This is a genomic window from Saccharospirillum impatiens DSM 12546 (genome assembly GCF_000423605.1).
Taxonomy (GTDB): domain Bacteria; phylum Pseudomonadota; class Gammaproteobacteria; order Pseudomonadales; family Natronospirillaceae; genus Saccharospirillum; species Saccharospirillum impatiens.
Genome location: NZ_AUIH01000054.1, coordinates 1 through 18,795, shown reverse-complemented (window position 1 = coordinate 18,795; position 18,795 = coordinate 1). Strand labels below are relative to the sequence as shown.

The window sequence follows — 18,795 nt, the reverse complement described above, 5'->3', positions numbered from 1 at the left end:
GCAAGACTGGCTCACCGCCAGTGAGCATTATTCCGCCACCACTGAAGCGGCCATGCTGCGCTTTTTTGCCGGTGCCTCAGCCGGAGCCACGTTCAGCAAGACCGCGATCGGGCTCTCGGCCGATGCACAAATGAGCATGGCCTTGTTTGAAGGCAAAGCGACGGTTGCGTGCCACTACCCCAACAAAAACGGTTGGCCGATGCGGTTGGATTTACCAACCAAAGACGGCGGAACCCAACCGCTCGACTTCGGCGCCATTCGCGCGTCGCTGACGCTCTCTCTGATCGGTTTTACCGGTGCCAAGGTTTTGCTAAGCGGCAACGTCGATATCAGCATGAACGGCGGCCAGCCTGAAATTCGGGGCGTAGGTGCCGACGAAGCCCGTCAAAAAACGCAAAACGACCCGCACTTTGTACCGGCCGATGTGCAATTGAATGCCTTTACAGGGGTATCCGGCGGTTGTGGCGTCAGCGGAGCCATTGAATGGGACAACCTGGAAGCCCGTACCGATGACCAGCCAGCCTTTCGGGCGCTGGCTGAATTGGGCGGCGAGTTTCAGGCCCGGGCGGGTACCGGCTTTACCCTGGGTTTCTACATAGGCTATGAAGATGGCAAGTATATGGTCAGAGCCAAGGCGGGGGCTGCGCTTGGCGTCGGTGCCAGCGGGGAGATGGTGGCCACCGTGGGCATTAACGCCCTGATCGATTTTGTGCAGTTTGTGTATCACCAGTTGATGCAGTTTGATTTTCGGAAACTTGAAATTATCGATAGCGACGCGTTTAAAGTACTGCACCAAGTTATTTCGGGGATATTTTCACTAGGATTATCTCTTTCTCAGGGATTAGTTGGAACTTTCGAGCAGATAGACGAGTGGTGGGCCAAGTTGAAATTGCCCTTTGAAGAAAACGACTACGCTCACCAACTGGCGGAAAACGTTTTGCAAGATAATGAAGGCCTACTGCAATTTGCACCACCTGAATCCAAAGCTAGCATGTTGAGAACGCTTTGCGCTACCCGCAAAGCCTGGCTGCACCCAGGTAGCTGGGGATGGGGTTACAAAGAAACTCGCGAAGAGGCCATTGTGAAAATATTGCAGACCATTACCTGCAAACGTGAATATACTGAAATCATAGAAAGGATGGGGCCTAGTGGTCCCTTGCACCCAGATCAAACAGGCTGGACGGCTTGGGATGGTTTCGATCTAATCAGTGGTTCGCTAGACGGGGTCGAGGCACGCTTTTTCTATGATTGGCGAGACAACCTTCCAGAGCAACCTGCAAAAGAAATGCAGGCTTCGAGTGCAGCAATTCTGGCCCAAGCCGGGCACACAATATCTCGTCACGTTTAGTGACTCGATATGAAATATGACTCAAGGTGCAGAAACGGGTTGGCGAGTATTCAGAGCACAACGAAACCCAACAACCCGAAATTCTGTATTAAGCTCTGGTTGAGTAAACCTTATTACGACATTGCTCGCTGGAAATGATTCACCGAAAACTCCTCCGCGAGTAACTTTCTCAGTGCCTGAATCAGGGCCGGGGGGGTTATGCCGAGGCATAGTTTGATAATAATTTTCGTCATACCAGTCATTAACCCATTCTTTCATATTGCCAGACATATCATAAAGCCCAAGCGAGTTTGGCGGAAACGTACCCGATGGCAAAGGATGATTCGCACCATCCTCATAGTTTTCACCCAAGCGTATCGTCCCATCGTCAGTACCGTAAATCACATCCACACCCCGACTGCGGGCCGCATATTCCCACTGCGCCTCGGTGGGTAAGTCAAAAGGCTCGCCTGTGATTTCCGCTATCCATAAACAGTAATTCTTGGCGCCTGTCCAGCTCGTTCCGGCAGGGTATTGAGGCTCGCGCCACTCTTGGCCGACTGCCCAGTCTTCATCGAGCGTTCCGGGCAAGTTATTCGCCGCCGTATAAATGTCAAAATCCCGGTAACTCACTTCATAGGCACCGATGGAATAACTGTCGAGCGTCACTTCCACTGCCGGTTTGTTATCGTTGCCCATGGTGGAGTAAAGCCCATCGTGCATGATGTCGCCCATCAGAAACTCACCACCTTCGACAAACACCATTTGCTCATAGGTGCGGTCGATCAGTGCATCGATGTCGGCGTCGGTGACCTTGAGGCGTGGCAGGTGTTTGGAGGGGTTTAGATTCAAGGCGTAGAAGGTGATGCCGCCGATAATAAGAATGGCGATGCCCAGCCAATAGCGCGCTTTCATTGAGTGATCCTTACTCGGGTTGGTTATTGGGGCAGTGTATCAAGTTTGGCTGTGAGGGATTGGGACGGGGTCACAGATTTGGAGCTGCGAGCTGCAAGCTCGTAGCTGTTAGCTAAACTGGTGATCTTTTGCGTATTGCCATATTTTATCGTCTGGCGCGGCACCCAAATTTAACAGCGCGACCTGACTGCTTCCGGGGAGGAAATCGTCCAGGTGTTTCACAAGGCGATGCGACAGGTTTTGGTCAAGAAGGAGCTTCACGCGGCGTTTATAACCGCTAAGTGATGCTCGCGATCAGCCGCATAGGCCAGGCAGGCTTGGATATGCTCTGCTTTCAGTTCCGGAAAATCTTCCAGAATTTCCACTGTGGACATGCCGTTAGCTAACCAGCCCAGTACATCGTAGACCGTTATTCTTGTGCCCTTCACGCACGGCTTACCACTTCTTTTACCGGATGTAATGTCGATATGGTCTTTGTAGTTCATGGTAGGCCGTGGCTATTGAGTTTGATCTGGTATTCTGGTTCTGAGGGTACCTGGTGTCAAGGAGCAGGAGTTGCACGGCCAGCGCCCGGTTTATGAAACCCGCGAACGCTATCGCCTGGCGGAGGACCAGACCTGGTGGGATCTGGCCAATGGATGATATGGGATGCCCCAAGAGGCGTTGCTGGCCAACCGCAAGACTGGCTCGCCGCCAGTGAACATTTCTCGGCCACCACCGAAGCGGCCATGTTGCGCTTCTTTGCCGATGCCCGGATGACCGTTGCACTGTTTGAAGGCAAAGCCACCGCAACTTGTCATTTCCCCGACAAAGTCGATTGGCCCATGCGGGCTGGACCTGCCCACCAAGGGTGGCGGTACCCAACCGCTCGATTTCGGCGCCATTCGCGCGTCGCTGACGCTCTCTCTGATCGGTTTTGCCGGTGCCAAGGTTTTGCTAAGCGGCAACGTCGATATCAGCATGAACGGCGGCCAGCCTGAAATTCGGGGCGTAGGTGCCGACGAAGCCCGTCAAAAAACGCAAAACGACCCGCACTTTGTACCGGCCGATGTGCAATTGAATGCCTTTACAGGGGTATCCGGCGGTTGTGGCGTCAGCGGAGCCATTGAATGGGACAACCTGGAAGCCCGTACCGATGACCAGCCAGCCTTTCGGGCGCTGGCTGAATTGGGCGGCGAGTTTCAGGCCCGGGCGGGTACCGGCTTTACCCTCGGTTTCTATATAGGCTATGAAGATGGCAAGTATATGGTCAGAGCCAAGGCAGGGGCTGCGCTTGGCGTGGGTGCCAGCGGGGAGATGGTGGCCACCGTGGGCGTGAAAGCCCTGATCGATTTTGTGCAGTTTGTGTATCACCAGTTGATGCAGTTTGATTTTCGGAAGTTGGAGATTATTGAAACTGAAGCGTTCAAGGTACTGCATAAGGTTATCTCCGGGATATTTTCACTTGGGCTATCTTTTGCTCAAGGGCTAACCGGTACATTTCATCAGGTCAGTGACTGGTGGGACGCATTGAGACTTCCTTTCGAGGAAAATGACTATGCTCACCAATTGGCAGAAAATATCCTGAGTGACCGGGAAGGGTTATTACAGTTTGCACCGCCTTAATCTAAAGCCAGCATGTTACGAACGCTGTGTGCTACCCGTAAAGCCTGGCTGCACCCAGAAAGCTGGGGTTTGAACGGTTTTAATGAAACGCGTGAAGAGGCTATTGTCAAAATTCTTAAAACCATTACCTGCAAGCGAGAGTACATCGAAATTACCGAGCGCATGGGACCGGATGGACCACTGCACCCGGATCAAACTGGCTGGTCTGCCTGGGATGGGTTTGATTTGATCAGTGGCAACTTAGATGGCGTCGAAGCGCGATTTTTCAGCGATTGGAGAGACAATCTCCCAGAACATCCGATAAGAGAGACAACGGCCTCCAATGCAGCGATGCTGGCTCAAGAAGGGCATTCGCTTACCAGGCAAGCTTAATGATTCAATAGAAATCGGCGGTGCCTCAGTTTCAAAAGGAAACCAATCGTGAATTCAATACACAACGAAAACCTGTTGAACTGTATTCTGTGTCGTACTCAGAGTGGTTAGTCCTTCTGATGATATTGCTTCCCGTCGGGGATTCTCCATAAACGCCACCGCGAGTTACTTTCTCAGTGCCTGTTTCAGGACCAAGTGGATTGTGACTTGGCATCTTCTGATAATAGTCTTCGTCGTACCAGTCATTAACCCACTCACTCATATTGCCGGACATATCATAAAGTCCCAATGGGTTCGGCGGAAATGTCCCTGACGGCAACTGACGCTCAGCACCGTCTTCATAGTTTTCGCCTAGCCTAATAGTCCCATCGTCTGTAGCAAATATTATATCTATTCCACCGCTACGCGCCGCATATTCCCACTGTGCCTCGGTGGGTAAGTCAAACGGCTCTCCTGTTACTTCAGCTAACCATAGACAATAGTCTTTTGCCCTGGTCCAACTGGTACCTGCAGGGTATTCAGGCTTGCGCCATTCTTGACCAACGACCCAGTCTCTATCCATTGCGCGAGGCAAATCATTTGCCGACGTATAAATATCGAAATCCCGGTAGCTCACTTCATAGGCACCAATGGAATAGCTGTCGAGCGTCACTTCAACTGCGGGTTTGTTATCGTCGCCCATGGTGGAATAAAGGCTATCGTGCATGATGTCGCCCATCAGAAACCTACCGCCTTCGACAAATACCATCTGCTCATAGGTACGGTCGATCAGCGCGTCGATGTCGGCGTCGGTGACCTTGAGGCGTGGCAAATGCTTGGATGGGTTCAGATTCGAAGCGTAGAAGGTGAAGCCTCCGAAAATAACAACGGCGAAACCCAGCCAATAACGCGCATTCATTGAGCAATCCTTACTCAAAGTGAGTTATCCGGGTAGTGTATCAAGGTTAGGATCTGGGGTATGGAACCGGGATCACAGATTTTTGAATGACGTGGAACATTAACAGACGCGGGACATGAAGGGACGCGAAACAGGAAAAGTCGAAAGACACCAAGAGACGCAACACATTAAAAGACGTTGTATACCTGAAGACGTCTTTTAATGTGTTGCGTCCCTTCCCACTCTTTTATTGTATCAAAGCCCCCAAGCCGAGTTCTTTGATATGTGCGTTGATCATGTCGCGCAAGTCTTGCTCGGTTTTGCAGTTCTGGGCGCGATCAAGCAGGCTGACGCAATCACTCATGTGCAGGTAGCGAATCAACCATTTAATGCGGGGCAGGTGGAATGCCGACAGGCTCAAGGTGCGCACGCCCATGCCCAGCAATAAGACCACCGCCACCGGGTCGGTCGCCATTTCCCCGCAAATACTGACTGGCAGGTTTAAGCGTTTGCACTCACGCACAAGACCACGCAGCGCGCTGATTACCGCTGGGTGGAGGTGGCTGTAAAGCGACGCCACTTTGGGATTATTGCGATCAACCGCCAGCAGATACTGGGTCAGGTCGTTGGAGCCGATCGACACGAAATCGATGGTGTCGCGCAGGCGCGGCAGCAACCAGAGTACGGCAGGCACTTCGACCATGATGCCCACCGGCGGTTTGCTGACCGGGTAACCTTCCTCTTTCAACTGGGCAACGGCTTTATCGACGATGGTGTGAAAACGCTCGAGTTCATCTTCACGGCTGAGCATCGGGATCATCAATTGCAGGTTGTCGTTGTCGATATTGGCAATCAGCATGGCGCGAATCTGATCGAGTAAAATGTTGCGGTAGTCGAGGGTAAACCGCACACCGCGCCAGCCCAGAAACGGGTTCTGTTCCTTGATCGGGAAGTAGGGCAGGGCTTTGTCGCCGCCAATGTCGAGCGTACGCATAACCACGGGTTTTGGCGAATAGGCGCTGAGCACGCCCCGATAAATGCGCACCTGTTCCTCTTCGGTCGGGAAGGTATTGTGCGCCATAAACGGAATTTCCGACCGGTACAGCCCGATGCCCTCGGCGCCCCGCTCCAGGCCCGGCGTAATATCGGCCAGCAGACCTGTGTTGGTGTACAGGCGCACGCGCTGTCCGTCTTTGCTTTCGGCGGGCAGACTTTTCAAATGCGACAAGTCGGCTTGCAGCGCTTTTTCCTGGCGCGCCATACGCTGGAATTCGTTCAACAAGGCCACCGGCGGGTGACCTATGACCAGGCCACGGTAGCCGTCGATAATGATCTCAGTCTTGTCGAGACTGCTCAGGTCTTCGTCCCCAATGCCCACCACAGCCGGAATGCCCAGCGCGTTTGCCAGCACTGCTGTGTGTGACAAGGCCGACCCTTCCAGGCTGACAATGCCGACCAGCTTATCGTGATCGATGCGGGTGAAGTGCGAAATATTGATTTCGCGCCCGACCAGAATCACCGGGTTTTCCGGCTGCATGCGTTCGTTGAGCTCTTCATGCAAATGCCGGTAAATCCGAACACCCAATATCCGCAAGTCTTCCGAACGGGCTTTCAGATAGGGGTCGTCCATGGCCTCGAACACAGCTATCTGGCTGAGCATGGCGCGTTTCAGGGCGGTGCTGGCACTGACGCCCTGCTGTATTTCATCGGCAATGGCTTGCTTCAGCTCAGGGCTCTGCAGCAACAGTTTATAAACATCGAGCAGGGAGTTCAGCGTGTCGTTGGAGTTGCTGCCTAGCTGATCGAGGCCGGTATCGAGTTCGTCCCGGGTATCAGCCAGCGCTTCGGCGATGCGCTGTTGTTCGAATTCAATGCTGCTGCCGTCCCGCTCGGGGATGTCGTCGAGGCGTACGTCGTCTTTAACCAGCCAGGCGGTGGCGATCTGAATGCCGGGAGCGCCTTTGATGCCCTGAAAACGCAGCACCGGAACGTGATCATCGGTGACCAGGGGCCGTGAGGCCTTTTTCAGGTTGCCAGCAAGACTTCCGGCCATGTGCGCGGCCATGGTGATCAGGAAGGCTTCTTCTTCCTCGGTAAACCGCCGCGTCTCCTGAACCTGAACCACCAGTACGCCCAGAGTCTGCCCCAGATGAATAATGGGTACGCCGAGAAAGCCCTGGAAGTCTTCTTCACCGGTCTGCTCGAAATAGCGGAAACGTGGGTGATGCTCGGCATTGTCGAGGTTCAACGGGTGCTGGCGCTGGGCAATGGTGCCCACCAGGCCCTGGCCCGGTGCCATTCGCGTAGTCCCGATGGATTCTTCCGAGAGGCCCAGAGTCGCCGTCAACACCAGTTCGCCCTGTTCATCCATGACATAGAGACTGCACACATCAACGTTCAGAGCGGTGCGGATGCGTTCCACAATCAGGCGCATCAGAGACGCGCTGTCCGGCGCCTGGGCGGCTGCGATCAGGATGCGTTTAGCGGTAATCAGCGGGTTGAGCATGGCGGTCCTGTGGTAGTGCCGTGGTCAGGCGGTCAATCGGAACGTGAAACACATCGCTATTGTCGCTGGTTTTTGGGTTGAGCACCACTGATCCTTGGTGTACTCATGCGGGTCGGGTACTGATCATTTCATGCCTTTTGATGAACGGTAAAGGTCGCTGCGTCAGGGGCTTCGGCGCTAAGGTTTAATCGATTGATTAACTTACTTTGGCTCAGGGAACTTCATCATGCAACCAACCCGACAGGCGAGCTGGCTAGACCGGTACACGAACGGGGTCATGCGCCACCCCTGGCCCATACTGGCTGGCCTGGTGCTGTTTATGGTGGCGCTGGGTAGTCAGCTACCGCAGTTGCAGCTCGATACCGATCTCGAGCACTTCATCGACGACAGCACCGCCGCACGCCAGGCCTATAACGCCGCTAAGGAAACCTACGGCAGGAACGACGTCATTGTGGTCGGTATTGAAGCACCGGACGTGCTCAGCGACGCCCATTTGAGCCGTCTGGCGGATTTGCACCGGCGTATCGAGCAGCAAGTGCCCTGGGTGCGTCGCGTCGACAGCCTGCTGAACGTGCCCTATCAGGAAGGCACGGCTGATGGTTTAACCGTCGATGATCTGGTGCCAGCATCAGTGGGCACTCTGGACCGGGCGACGATTGAACAACGCATCGCCGCCACGCCCGCACTGGAAGGGCTGGTTATCAATGCTGAGCGCACTTTTACGACCCTCGTGATCGAACCCTATACCTACGACTTTGACCCCCGGGCAGTATCTGACGATGCGTCAGCATTTGACCGTGCCTTTGATGGCGCTTTCGCGGACAGCTCTTCATCAGTGGCAGGTGCTTCTGGCGATGGGAGCGACACTTTTTTGCCCATCGAGAAAACCAATGAACTGATCACTGCACTGAACGCTGAACTCGTGGCAACAGATGGACTGGATGCTGTGCTTGCCGGTATGCCAGTCATTAACCAGCAGTTGGAAATGACGATGAAGCGTGAAATGCAAACCTTCATCAGCCTGACTATTTTGCTGATCATCGCCGTGCTGATCGCGTTTTTCCGCCGCGTGTCGGCGGTGGTGATTCCGCTTACAGCAGTAATTCTAGCCATTCTGGCCACCTTCGCCAGCCTGTCGCTGGCCGGTCAGACCGTGCAAATGCCGCTGATACTGGTGCCGTCTTTTCTGCTGGCGATTACCGTGGGCGATGCGATTCACGTGATGACGCATTTTTTTAAAGGGTATAACGCGGGTCAGGGCCGGTATGACGCCATGCGGCTGGCGATTCGCAGGACCGCCCTGCCGATGTTATTGACCTCCCTGACCACCGCCGCCGGGCTCGCCACTCTGGCCAGTGGCGATCTGATTCCCATTGCCAATCTCGGGCTTTTTTCGGCTCTGGGGGTGATGCTGGCCTTCGCGTTGACGGTGTTGCTGATGCCCGCTCTGATGTCGATATGGCCACTGTCGGCACCGCGCCTGGCACCGGCCTCCATGAACGAATCCGCCAGCGGGCAGGGGCCAGTGCACTGGGTTCTGCGTTGGTTTGCGGAACTGAGCGTGCGCCGGGGTGCCTGGCTGGCGGGCCTGTGGTTGTTGGCGGTGGTAGCCGCCCTGGCACTGGCGGTGCAACTGCGCTTCTCGTTCGACCCGCTGAACTGGATGCCCCAATCGCTGCCTATTCGTACCGCGACCGACACCATCGATGCGCGGTTAAGCGGGACCATCAATATGGACGTTATCATCGATACCGGTGAAGAGAACGGCCTGAAGAACCCACAGATGTTAACGCGTCTCGATGAGGCCCTGACCCAACTTGAGGCTGGCCGCCCCGGTGGTGTGCGTATCGGTCATGTCAATTCCCTGCTCGATATCATCAAGGGAACGCATCAGGCTCTGAACAGTGGCGACGCCGACTATTACCGGATACCCGACACCGCCAGCTTGCTGGCCGAAGAACTGATCCTGTTCGAAAACAGCGGGGCCGACGAACTGAGCCGCCTGGTCAGCCCCGATTACCGGGAAATGAAAATCACCCTGATCATGCCCTGGGCCGATATTCTGCATTACCAGGCATTCATCGACGTTACCGAACAAACGCTGAGCCAGGCACTGACACCCTGGGCCGAGGTGCGGGTGGCCGGGTTGTTGCCGTTGCTCAGCGCTACCCTTAACGAAGTGGTTACCACCACCGCCTGGAGCTATGGCCTGGCCGCCATCGCTATCACGGTGATGATGATGGCCCTGCTGCGCTCGATAAGCTTGGGTGCGCTAGCGATGCTGCCCAACCTCGCGCCGATTCTGGTGGTGATGGGCCTGATGCAGGCGCTCAACATTCCACTGGACCTGTTCACCATGTTGGTTGCCACCGTGGCCATTGGCATCACGGTCGATAACACCGTGCACTTTGCCCACCACTTTCGCACCGCCTTTGCCGAAACCGGCGATGCAGAGCAAGCCGTCGATCTCGCCTTTGAACATGCAGGCCCCGCCTTGCTGACCACGGCTGTGGTCTTAACCATTGGTTTTTACGTGTTTCTATTCAGCGATGTATCGAGCATTTTTCACTTCGGTTTGCTTAGCGGAACCGCTTTTTTGCTGGCGGTACTATCGAATTTCACGCTTACGCCGGTGCTGTTGCGCTGGTATGCCCCTCGCCTGAAACAGGAGACTACCTCATGAAACTGTTCACCCAAGCACCTCCGAACCTGACCACTGGCATCGCAATTCTTTTCGCCATGCTGGTGCTGGCCTGCAACACCGCCCGGGCCGACACTGGCCGGGAGGTTATGGAGCGCGTGGATGCCCAGCCTTCTCCTGAACTGATGGCGGCCGACATGGCGATGACGCTGATCGACCGCAACGGTAACCAGCGCGTTCGCCGCTTGCGCTCAGTCAGCCGCACCTTTGACGACAGCGAACGCAGCCTGTTGTTTTTTCTGGAACCGTCCGACGTGCGTGGCACCGGTTTTCTGGTGCACGACTACACCGACCCGCAACGCAATGACGATCAGTGGTTGTTCCTGCCCAGCATGAATAAGTCAAAACGCATTGCCGGCAGCGACCAGAGCAGCAGTTTCATGGGGTCGGATCTTTCCTATGCGGATATGTCTTCTCGCAACCTGGACGAGTGGACCTATGAATTGCTGGGTGAGGAACAGGTGGGGGATGAACCCGTTTGGCGGGTGCGTGCCACGGCCGCCAACCAGGGCGTGACAGACCGTACCGGTTACACCGATTCGGTGGTTTATGTGCAGCAGAGCAACCACCAGGTTGTTCGTGCCATTCACAACCTGGAGCAAGGCAACGAACGCAAGTTGATGAACATGCCCGAGTGGGAACAGCGCGATGGATTCTGGTTGCCGCTGGTCATGCAGGTGGTCACCCAGGAAGGCGGCCAGACGGTGCACCGCACCCAATTGACCTTCAGCAACATTAACCTGAACCCCGGGGTGACCGCGTCCGAATTTACCGTTCAGCGTCTGGAGCAGGGCTTATGAACCACCGGTTTTGGCTGCCTATCGCAGCCGTGTGTGCGAGCGTTGCGGCAGAGGATGATCCGTTCGGCGAGGCCTTTGACAGCGGGTTCAGCGAGGTTGAAACGCAGGCTCCCGTATCCACCGATATCCTGTATGTGGCCAATCGCCTGATCCAGCGTGGCCAGTGGGCCACGGCGCATGACGCGCCGCTTTCGGGCGAAACCGATCATCGGGGTCTGGCCAGCCTGGCAACGGCCTGGAACACCCGGTTGGAATGGCGCCCCAGCGAGCAACTGAACTTTCTGCTGAATGCCGAACTAAGCCACGACTGGGTGTTCGATGTGAACCCGGATGCCCACTGGCAAACACCCTACCGCGATCAGCGTGAAACCCGGCTGGAACTCGATGAGGCTCGGCTTGGCTACACGACGCCCGGCTGGGCGCTGACCAGCGGCCGTCAGGTGCTGACCTGGGGCTTCAACGATGTATTGTCGATTCTGGAGCCGGTTAACCCGCCACAGCGTTCGCAACCAGGCTTGTATGACGCCGATGAAGCCCGCTTGTCGCGCTGGCTCTCCGAAGCGCGATGGTATCTTGGTCGCTGGACTCTGCAGGGCGCCATTGCGCATGAGAACCGCATGGCTGAGTTACCGGTCTATGGCAGCGACTATTACCCATTGCCGGCGGCCACCGACGACCGGCTACCCGATCACGGCTGGGAAGACCCGCAGGCTCACGCCGGCGGCGTTAGAATAAGCGGCCTGTGGCACAGGGCGGATCTCGCGGCCTTCATTTGGCGCGGATATAACCCTTCTGGGCACCCGAAGTTCAGGCCCGGTGGCATCGAACGCCACTATGAACGCCTGACGACTTTTGGCGCCGGGTTCAGCCTTCCGGTAGGGCCTGCCATAGTGAAAGCGGAAATGGCGGCGCAAGACGGTCTCGCCTGGGCGCCGGTCACCGGCAACCCACCGCAAACGCAGGGCCCGATGCAGACCACCGAGCGCCTGGCCTGGGCATTGGGCGCCGATCTGACCTTGCCGGCGAACAGCCGACTGGTTCTGGAAGTCAGCACGGGTTATCTTCCGGGTTACCAGCCTGGTATGGCGGCGACTCTGGGCGAAGAGTACAGTCATCGCTGGGCCATTGGCCTTGAACACAGCACCGCCCGGGAGCAACTGACGTTCACGGCGGCCATTTTGGGGTTTGGTCTGGATGCCGATGGCGGTCAAGCCTTCCGACTGGGCGCCGACTGGACGATCAGCGACCAGTGGCGCTCCGAATTGGGCTGGGTCGGCTACCACGCTGGCAACGCCCCCGCCCTGCAAGCTGCCGACAACAGTGATCGACTGTTCTGGCAAGTAGAGTGGCTGTTTTAGCCCGGTTAATAACATACAACGCAATCAGTGAGTCTGTAGCATGCAATCAGCCCAACCCGGCACCGGGCCAGAACCGGATTCCGCTCACCAACGGTTGCTGGACGCCGGCCGGCATCTGTTTTTGCACCAGGATTACCAGCGCGTGTCGATTCGGCGTATTGCCGAACGCGCCGGGGTTAATTCAGCCATGATCGCCTACTATTTCGGCGACAAAAGCGGCTTGTACCGGGCCGTACTGCTCAGTTATCTGGGTCCGGTAAAAGCCCACGTACTGGAGAACCTGAAACAGTTCCCGACAGCTTCCTTTGTCGACGTCTTCAAATACTTTTACCGCTTCGCGCCGCGCGAGCTGATTCACCTGGTGATTAAAAACGCGCTCTATGCGCCAGATGCCCAGCGCCAGTGGCTGATAGACAGCGTGCTGCGCCCGCTGATTCTTCAGGTGGAACAACAGCTTGATCAGACTCTTCCCGCGGGCAAAATTCACCGGCCCGAGCAAGCCCGGCTGGTGTTGCAAAGCCTGCTCGTGGCACCGTTGTTACTGCAACCGATTCTGGAAGCCGTCCGCCAAAAGCCGATGGACGATGCTTATTTCGACGACCTGGCCGATTTTATCGGTACCCTGCTGGACCGGGCGTTGCAGTCCCCCTAGACCGACCAGAGGCCATCAAATAAGACCCATGAAGCCACTCCACCCGTGCTTCCGAAAGATTGAAAACCGCCCTACACTGAGAAAAACAAAATAGAAACCACACAGAAACAACAACGGAGACTCCCACCATGGCCGAAATCACCGTCCAACTGACACGCGCAGGTACCACCGCCAGCGAAGCCCGCATCCGAGAACACAACCTGGTGATGGACCGCCCAACCGAAAAAGGCGGTGAAAACGCCGGCCCTATGGGTGGCGAAGCCCTGCTGGCCGCACTCGGTGGCTGCTTCATGTCCAACCTGGTCGCTGCGGCCCAGGCGCGCGAAGTAGAGCTGGGTGAAATCGATGTCCGCATCATTGGCACCATTGCCGGTACTCCAGCGGCCTATGATCGCATCGAGATGATTGTTACCGGCTCTGCGAGTGTTGAGAGCTTCTTGCCCAAGCTGGTGACGATAGCCGAGCGAGGCTGCATTGTGGCGAATACCCTGAAAAAAGGCGTCACTGTGAACATTTCAACCTAATACTGAAGTTTTGTTAACACTGAAACGAACTTCTAAAATTATGCCGTACACCTTTCGGATATGAGTCACATTCGACCTACCGCCTATTTCTCACTGTGTCACAATAAACAGCTTTGAACATACGCAGGGAAGAAAGAGGGCGCTAATGGCACATATTGTAGGTGTTTGGGAGTTGGGAGGGCATTTAGGCCACCTTGGTCGTTTTGCGGCGCTGGTTCCGCAATTTATTGAGCGCGGGCATCGCGTTACCCTGCTGCTGCGAGATTTGGCCCGTGTACAACATATGGAGGGCCTGAAGCAGGCGGCCATCATGCAAGCACCACTGTGGATGCCGAGGTCAAAAAGTGCACCGGCTCATCCGGTCAGCATGCCGGAGATATTGCAGCACTATGGTTACCTCAGCGTGCCGGGCCTTCACGGCATGGTGCGGGCCTGGAGCGATACCTTTGAGGCCCTGCAACCAGACTTATTGATGTGCGACTTAGCTCCTACGGCACTCTTGGCTGCTCGTGACCGATCATTCGTATGTACCTCGATTGGTAGCGGCTATAGCATTCCTCCCACTAATATCACGCCAATGCCCACCTTTCGTGAAGTCTCACCGGAAGTCCGTTCGCGTAGCCTGGTTGCTGAGCAAAAAGTGTCGCGCGTTATTGAAGCCGTTGCAGAGAAAATGGGGCAGCCCGCCATCAATCATGTTTCTGAGTTGTTCAACGTCGATGAAGCCTTTTTATGCACACTACCGGAGCTGGATCATTATGATCGCCCGCAACCGGCCCGGTACTGGGGCTTGCCAACGCAAGCTAAAGGCGGAGTGCTGCCAAACTGGTCGGGTAGTGGTCGGCGCAGAGTATTTGCATACGTAAAGCCTCCCGGTGCGCATTTCGATGCCACCATTCAGGCACTCCAGCAATCCGGCTGCGAAGCTGAGGTCTATGCACCGGGTATCTCACGAGAAGCGTTAAAACGGTACGCCTCTGATACGCTGAAAATCAGTGCAAAGCCCTATGATCTGGTTAAGACCTTTGAGACCTGCGATGCAGTGATATGTCACGCCGGGCATGAAACGGTCGTAGCGGCGTTAGTCGCGGGCCGTCCTGTCGTGCTGATTCCTCTACAAATGGAACAATATGCGTTTGCACGACGTGTTGAAGCACAGGGAGTGGGGAAAATAGTGGCTCCCGATGCGTTGTCAGCGCTGCCCCGGGCTCTTGAGCGAGTGCTTGATGCACCTTGTAGGGAAAGAGCCCGTGTTTTTGCTTCCCGGCATAAAGTGGAATCCCCAACCTCGGTCGCAAGAAAGATAGCAGAGCACTGCGAGCACCTGTTGGCAAACTAGATCGAACTGGTGCCTGAAGGAATACTGGATGAAAGTTGCGTTTATGTGTGCTCAATCACAAAACGGGGGCTGGCTCGTTGACTGTGTGTAATGGACACGAAAATATTGCGTATTCCCCTGACTTATTATCAATTCAGATATTCAATCAGGCATAAATATTGTCTTGTTTCAGTTCCAGTAATTGGACCAGCAATAAAGGATGCAGGGCGCATTCGGTTCTCTGGTAGCCCGAACCGATCGGCTGCAATGCAGTAACAAGGAAGCAAAAGGATAGCATTGTGAGCGCAGCTGCTCAGCAAGCCCCCAAAGATCGCGCTGAACAATACGCCGATCCGTCAATGTCATTGCCAACATTTGTGTGGGCGGTGGGTAGCCTCTGTCGGATTCACCGCGTCCCCTTTGAATCCAAACTGCTGGTGGAGCAGTTTCCTCCGCCGTACACCCTCGCCTCCTTGCAGCAAGCGGTTGTGGAACTTGGCCTGACGGTCAAGCTTTACCACGAAGACATCTCTGCATTACAACCAGAAAGTTTCCCCTGTATTTTGATGCACAGGGTAGTTGAGCAAAACGAGCCTACCAACCAAGACGAAGACAGCAGTGAACCCGCGCCAAACATGGCGTTGGCAGTGCGCTCGGACGGCGATCGGATTCTGTATTTCGAGCCTGGCAGTGATACGCCGCACACCGAGGGCGTTGATGAAGCGGACCGGCGCTTCGAACCGCTGGCGCTTGTTGTTCGCCCGGCGGATGCCGCACCCCCTGAAGACGAAGCTCATGCCGAACCCAAACGGTTTGGCTTTAGCTGGTTTATACCGGAACTGCTGCGCCACAAGCGAGTATGGCGTGATGTCATTCTCGCGTCGCTGGCCATCCAATTACTGGGCTTGGCCATGCCTCTGTTTACCCAGGTGATCATCGATAAGGTCATTGTTCATAACACACTCAATACCTTGCTGGTAGTGGCCGTGGCACTGGTGATGTTCGCCGTCTTTACCGCCATCATGACCTGGATCAGGCAATATCTGGTGTTGCATACCGGTAACCGAATCGATGCGGTACTGGGGGCGAATGTATTTTCTCATCTGTTTCGCTTACCAATGCGCTATTTTGAGCAGCGACCGACCGGCACACTGGTAGCCCGCATTGAAGGCATTGAGACCATCCGCAGTTTTATTACCGGTGCCGCCGTTACACTGGTTCTGGACCTGCCTTTTATGTTCATATTTCTGGCGATCATGTTCTTTTACAGCTGGCAACTGACACTCATCGTGTTGGGAATATTGAGCGCGATCACCCTCATCAGTGTTTGCATCGCGCCCGCCTTGCGCCGGCGGTTGAATGAGCAATTCCAGCTAGGCGCCCGCAACCAGGCGTTTCTTATTGAATACATCACCGGCATGGAGACGGTGAAATCCTTGCAGATGGAACCTCAGCTTCGCAATCGCTTTGGCGATTATTTAGCGTCCTACCTGAATTCCAGCTTTCGCAGCCGTAACCTCTTCAATACCTACAATGTTTCCGCGAATACACTTGAGCAAATCCAATCGCTGGCGATTCTCTGCGTCGGCGCCTGGATCGTGATGACCACCAACAGCATGACGGTGGGCATGCTCGTTGCTTTCCAGATGTTCGCCAGCCGCCTGTCACAGCCGGTGTTGCGTCTGGTGGGTTTATGGCAGGAGTTTCAACAGGCGAACATCGCCGTAACGCGCCTGGGCGATGTGATGGACGCCCCAACCGAACCCTACAGCCTCACGCCCTCACGAGCACCCGGCGGTAACGGCGAGATTGCCATTCAAGGGCTTGGCTTCCGCTACGCCGACGACAGACCACCGCTCTACCGAAACCTGAATATCACGATTAAGCCCGGTACCGCAGTAGCCCTTACCGGCCCGTCAGGCTGCGGCAAAAGTACGCTCGCCAAGTTGTTACAGGGTTTTTATCGGCCCACCGAAGGCCGAATCCTCATTGATGGCCGGGATGTACGCAACCTCTCCGCCAACGAGTTGCGCGCCCATTTCGGGGTAGTGCCGCAGGAAACGCAACTCTTCTCCGGCACCGTATACGACAACCTCATGGCCGCCAACCCTCAGGCCAGCTTCGAGCAGGTTGTGCAGGCCTGCCAGCTGGCCGAGATTCACAAAACGATAGAAGAACTACCTGATGGCTACCAGACGGCTTTGGGTGAAAGGGGTGTAGGGCTCTCTGGTGGCCAAAAACAACGGCTGGCCATTGCCAGGGCGTTGCTCAAGCGCCCCAAGATCCTGATTTTTGATGAGGCGACCAGTGCACTCGATACCGCTACGGCTGAGCAGTTCGCACAGACGGTAAACAAGCTTCGGGGCAAAGTGACGCTTGTATTCATTACCCATCAGATACCTCAGGGGCTGGAGCTTGATGCGAGGGTGACGCTAAGCCGATCTCCGGATGAAATTGCGTGACCAGCAATAAAAACAGTCTCTCATTACATATAGAAGGAGCCAGAACTTGAAATTTGAGCTACATAAAAAAGTCAAACGGCTCCATCCGTCATTGATGCGGATGTGGTTGACTGTTCTGGCGATAATTCATGACGCACCAAATGGCAAGCAGCATATAGGCGATTAACGTTTATGGCTGGGTTGTAAAACGGATACCTCTATCGGCAACAAGCAAGCATGTGGAGATGAGCATTCATGATGAATACATTGAAAAACACTAAATGCCCCGGGCACTGTATGCGACAGGTAATGTGTGCATCCTTGTTAAGTCTACTCGGCATAGCGATGGCCGAACCTTACGAACAGACTCAGGGCGAGGGCTACACCGTGTGTGAAGCCTTCGAACCGATACTGGCCGACTGGTCGGCACAGAACCCGATGGTATGCGAAGTTGAATTGGGCGATACCCCTAACGGGTTCAGCCGGCCGGATTGGGAGGAATTGAGCCTGGAGGAGCCCGAAAATCTTGCGCTTTTTCGCACCCTGGATCAGGCGGCTCGAGAAATCTATCGCAGCCCCGTCAACGATCGCAAACGTGTCAGTGAGCTCAGTCCGGAAGAATGGCTGCGGGATTTCCATTGGCGGCAAGAACAACCGGATATCGGTGAGCCTCGATTGTTTAAAGCCAAACTCGGTCTCGACGGTGAAGGAGAGGATGAAACCGTGGTTGCGACCACCTGGGGAAATGAGGAGTGCCGCAAGGCCTTTAATTCGGGAAACGGAATGATCAGTGGTTTTCTTAGCGGGCCCTATACGCTGTTTATCTATGACGAGACAACGGGGACGGTGAATCTGGACCTGACAGATGGCCCTATAAGCGGGTTAGGCATTCAGGGTATGGATCCGATGATTTTTCAACAGCGTGCTTTTTTGCTAACGATGTCTTTTAGCTCAATACAAGGAGCTTATATCTACCTCAATGCTTATTATGAGCGCCCCGGTAGAGGTTCAGCGGTAAACCGTTGTAGGTTTGAAGCGGAGTTCCCCAGATAAACCTATCAATTGCATAAGTAATAAGGATCTTAACCATGGCTTTAAATTACGGCTCTTCGTAAATTCTTGTGGAATTCCAGTATAATCGAGGCCTGACCGCACCAGATTCTTAAGGAGCCATGTCTGTGGAAATCGAAGATCATTACGCGTTACTCCTCGGCATAAAATCCCCCTGGGAAATCAGCTCAGTAGACCTGAACATGCTTGGCAATCGCGTTGATATTGAAATCGAGTACGCCGATGGTTCGGGTATATGTCCTGAATGTGAAACGGTATGCCCAAAGCACGATGATCGCGAACGCAGAACTTGGCGTCACCTTGATACCATGCAGTTTTCAACCTATTT

The 18,795-nt window shown here is 55.0% G+C and carries 17 protein-coding genes; 12 read left to right on the top strand and 5 right to left on the bottom strand.

Features of this window, described 5'->3' with window-relative positions; all coding sequences use genetic code 11:
- A partial coding sequence (locus tag G565_RS0118070; protein WP_028672123.1) for a hypothetical protein occupies nucleotides 1–1,348 on the top strand: 1,348 nt, incomplete at its 5' end.
- Between the two features lie 21 nt (nucleotides 1,349–1,369).
- On the opposite strand, the gene G565_RS24830 is transcribed toward G565_RS0118070, so the two are convergent.
- From G565_RS24830 to G565_RS0118055, 3 genes are all read right to left on the bottom strand, one after another.
- Nucleotides 1,370–2,242: a formylglycine-generating enzyme family protein gene (locus G565_RS24830; RefSeq protein WP_051208231.1), complete on the bottom strand. Its 873-nt coding sequence runs from the start codon at nucleotides 2,240–2,242 to the stop codon at nucleotides 1,370–1,372.
- A 108-nt stretch (nucleotides 2,243–2,350) separates the two neighbouring features.
- Nucleotides 2,351–2,503 carry a DUF5615 family PIN-like protein gene (locus G565_RS27750; protein ID WP_169579674.1) on the bottom strand — a complete coding sequence of 51 codons (153 nt, stop codon included), beginning with the start codon at nucleotides 2,501–2,503 and terminating at the stop codon, nucleotides 2,351–2,353.
- A complete protein-coding gene (locus tag G565_RS0118055) occupies nucleotides 2,500–2,727 on the bottom strand; it encodes a DUF433 domain-containing protein (protein ID WP_028672122.1) in 228 nt (75 codons plus the stop codon). The genes G565_RS27750 and G565_RS0118055 overlap by 4 nt, the downstream gene beginning before the upstream one ends.
- Nucleotides 2,728–3,004: 277 nt before the next feature.
- On the opposite strand from G565_RS0118055, the gene G565_RS0118045 reads away from it, so the two are divergent.
- Together G565_RS0118045 and G565_RS0118040 are read left to right on the top strand one after the other, a co-directional pair.
- On the top strand, nucleotides 3,005–3,847 hold the full coding sequence (locus tag G565_RS0118045; RefSeq protein WP_028672121.1) for a hypothetical protein: 843 nt from the start codon (nucleotides 3,005–3,007) through the stop codon (nucleotides 3,845–3,847).
- A 12-nt stretch (nucleotides 3,848–3,859) separates the two neighbouring features.
- Nucleotides 3,860–4,219 carry a hypothetical protein gene (locus tag G565_RS0118040; protein ID WP_028672120.1) on the top strand — a complete coding sequence of 120 codons (360 nt, stop codon included), beginning with the start codon at nucleotides 3,860–3,862 and terminating at the stop codon, nucleotides 4,217–4,219.
- A 31-nt stretch (nucleotides 4,220–4,250) separates the two neighbouring features.
- Here the strand turns inward: G565_RS0118040 and G565_RS24825 are convergent, their stop codons facing one another.
- Both G565_RS24825 and ptsP read right to left on the bottom strand, forming a co-directional pair.
- A complete protein-coding gene (locus G565_RS24825) occupies nucleotides 4,251–5,117 on the bottom strand; it encodes a formylglycine-generating enzyme family protein (protein WP_051208229.1) in 867 nt (288 codons plus the stop codon).
- A gap of 226 nt (nucleotides 5,118–5,343) precedes the next feature.
- Nucleotides 5,344–7,602 (bottom strand): phosphoenolpyruvate--protein phosphotransferase, encoded by a 2,259-nt coding sequence (ptsP, locus tag G565_RS0118030; protein ID WP_028672119.1) that lies wholly within the window; start codon nucleotides 7,600–7,602, stop codon nucleotides 5,344–5,346.
- Nucleotides 7,603–7,828: 226 nt separating this feature from the next.
- Here ptsP and G565_RS0118025 point away from each other — a divergent pair, with 226 nt between their 5' ends.
- The 9 genes from G565_RS0118025 to G565_RS24815 form a co-directional block, all read left to right on the top strand.
- Complete coding sequence (locus G565_RS0118025; RefSeq protein WP_028672118.1) at nucleotides 7,829–10,285, top strand: efflux RND transporter permease subunit; 2,457 nt, start codon at nucleotides 7,829–7,831, stop codon at nucleotides 10,283–10,285.
- Nucleotides 10,282–11,103 (top strand): outer membrane lipoprotein-sorting protein, encoded by an 822-nt coding sequence (locus G565_RS0118020; protein WP_051208228.1) that lies wholly within the window; start codon nucleotides 10,282–10,284, stop codon nucleotides 11,101–11,103. The genes G565_RS0118025 and G565_RS0118020 overlap by 4 nt, the downstream gene beginning before the upstream one ends.
- On the top strand, nucleotides 11,100–12,461 hold the full coding sequence (locus tag G565_RS0118015; protein WP_028672116.1) for a hypothetical protein: 1,362 nt from the start codon (nucleotides 11,100–11,102) through the stop codon (nucleotides 12,459–12,461). The genes G565_RS0118020 and G565_RS0118015 overlap by 4 nt, the downstream gene beginning before the upstream one ends.
- A 40-nt stretch (nucleotides 12,462–12,501) precedes the next feature.
- Complete coding sequence (locus G565_RS26165) at nucleotides 12,502–13,113, top strand: TetR/AcrR family transcriptional regulator (RefSeq protein WP_028672115.1); 612 nt, start codon at nucleotides 12,502–12,504, stop codon at nucleotides 13,111–13,113.
- Nucleotides 13,114–13,241: 128 nt separating this feature from the next.
- Nucleotides 13,242–13,637, top strand: coding sequence for an OsmC family protein (locus tag G565_RS0118005; RefSeq protein WP_037340167.1), 396 nt, complete (start codon nucleotides 13,242–13,244; stop codon nucleotides 13,635–13,637).
- A gap of 145 nt (nucleotides 13,638–13,782) precedes the next feature.
- Complete coding sequence (locus tag G565_RS0118000; RefSeq protein ID WP_028672113.1) at nucleotides 13,783–14,976, top strand: glycosyltransferase; 1,194 nt, start codon at nucleotides 13,783–13,785, stop codon at nucleotides 14,974–14,976.
- Between the two features lie 278 nt (nucleotides 14,977–15,254).
- Nucleotides 15,255–17,417, top strand: coding sequence for a peptidase domain-containing ABC transporter (locus tag G565_RS0117995; RefSeq protein WP_211227217.1), 2,163 nt, complete (start codon nucleotides 15,255–15,257; stop codon nucleotides 17,415–17,417).
- A gap of 324 nt (nucleotides 17,418–17,741) precedes the next feature.
- Complete coding sequence (locus G565_RS0117990) at nucleotides 17,742–18,449, top strand: hypothetical protein (RefSeq protein ID WP_028672111.1); 708 nt, start codon at nucleotides 17,742–17,744, stop codon at nucleotides 18,447–18,449.
- Nucleotides 18,450–18,574: 125 nt separating this feature from the next.
- A partial coding sequence (locus G565_RS24815) for a transposase family protein (protein WP_169579673.1) occupies nucleotides 18,575–18,795 on the top strand: 221 nt, incomplete at its 3' end.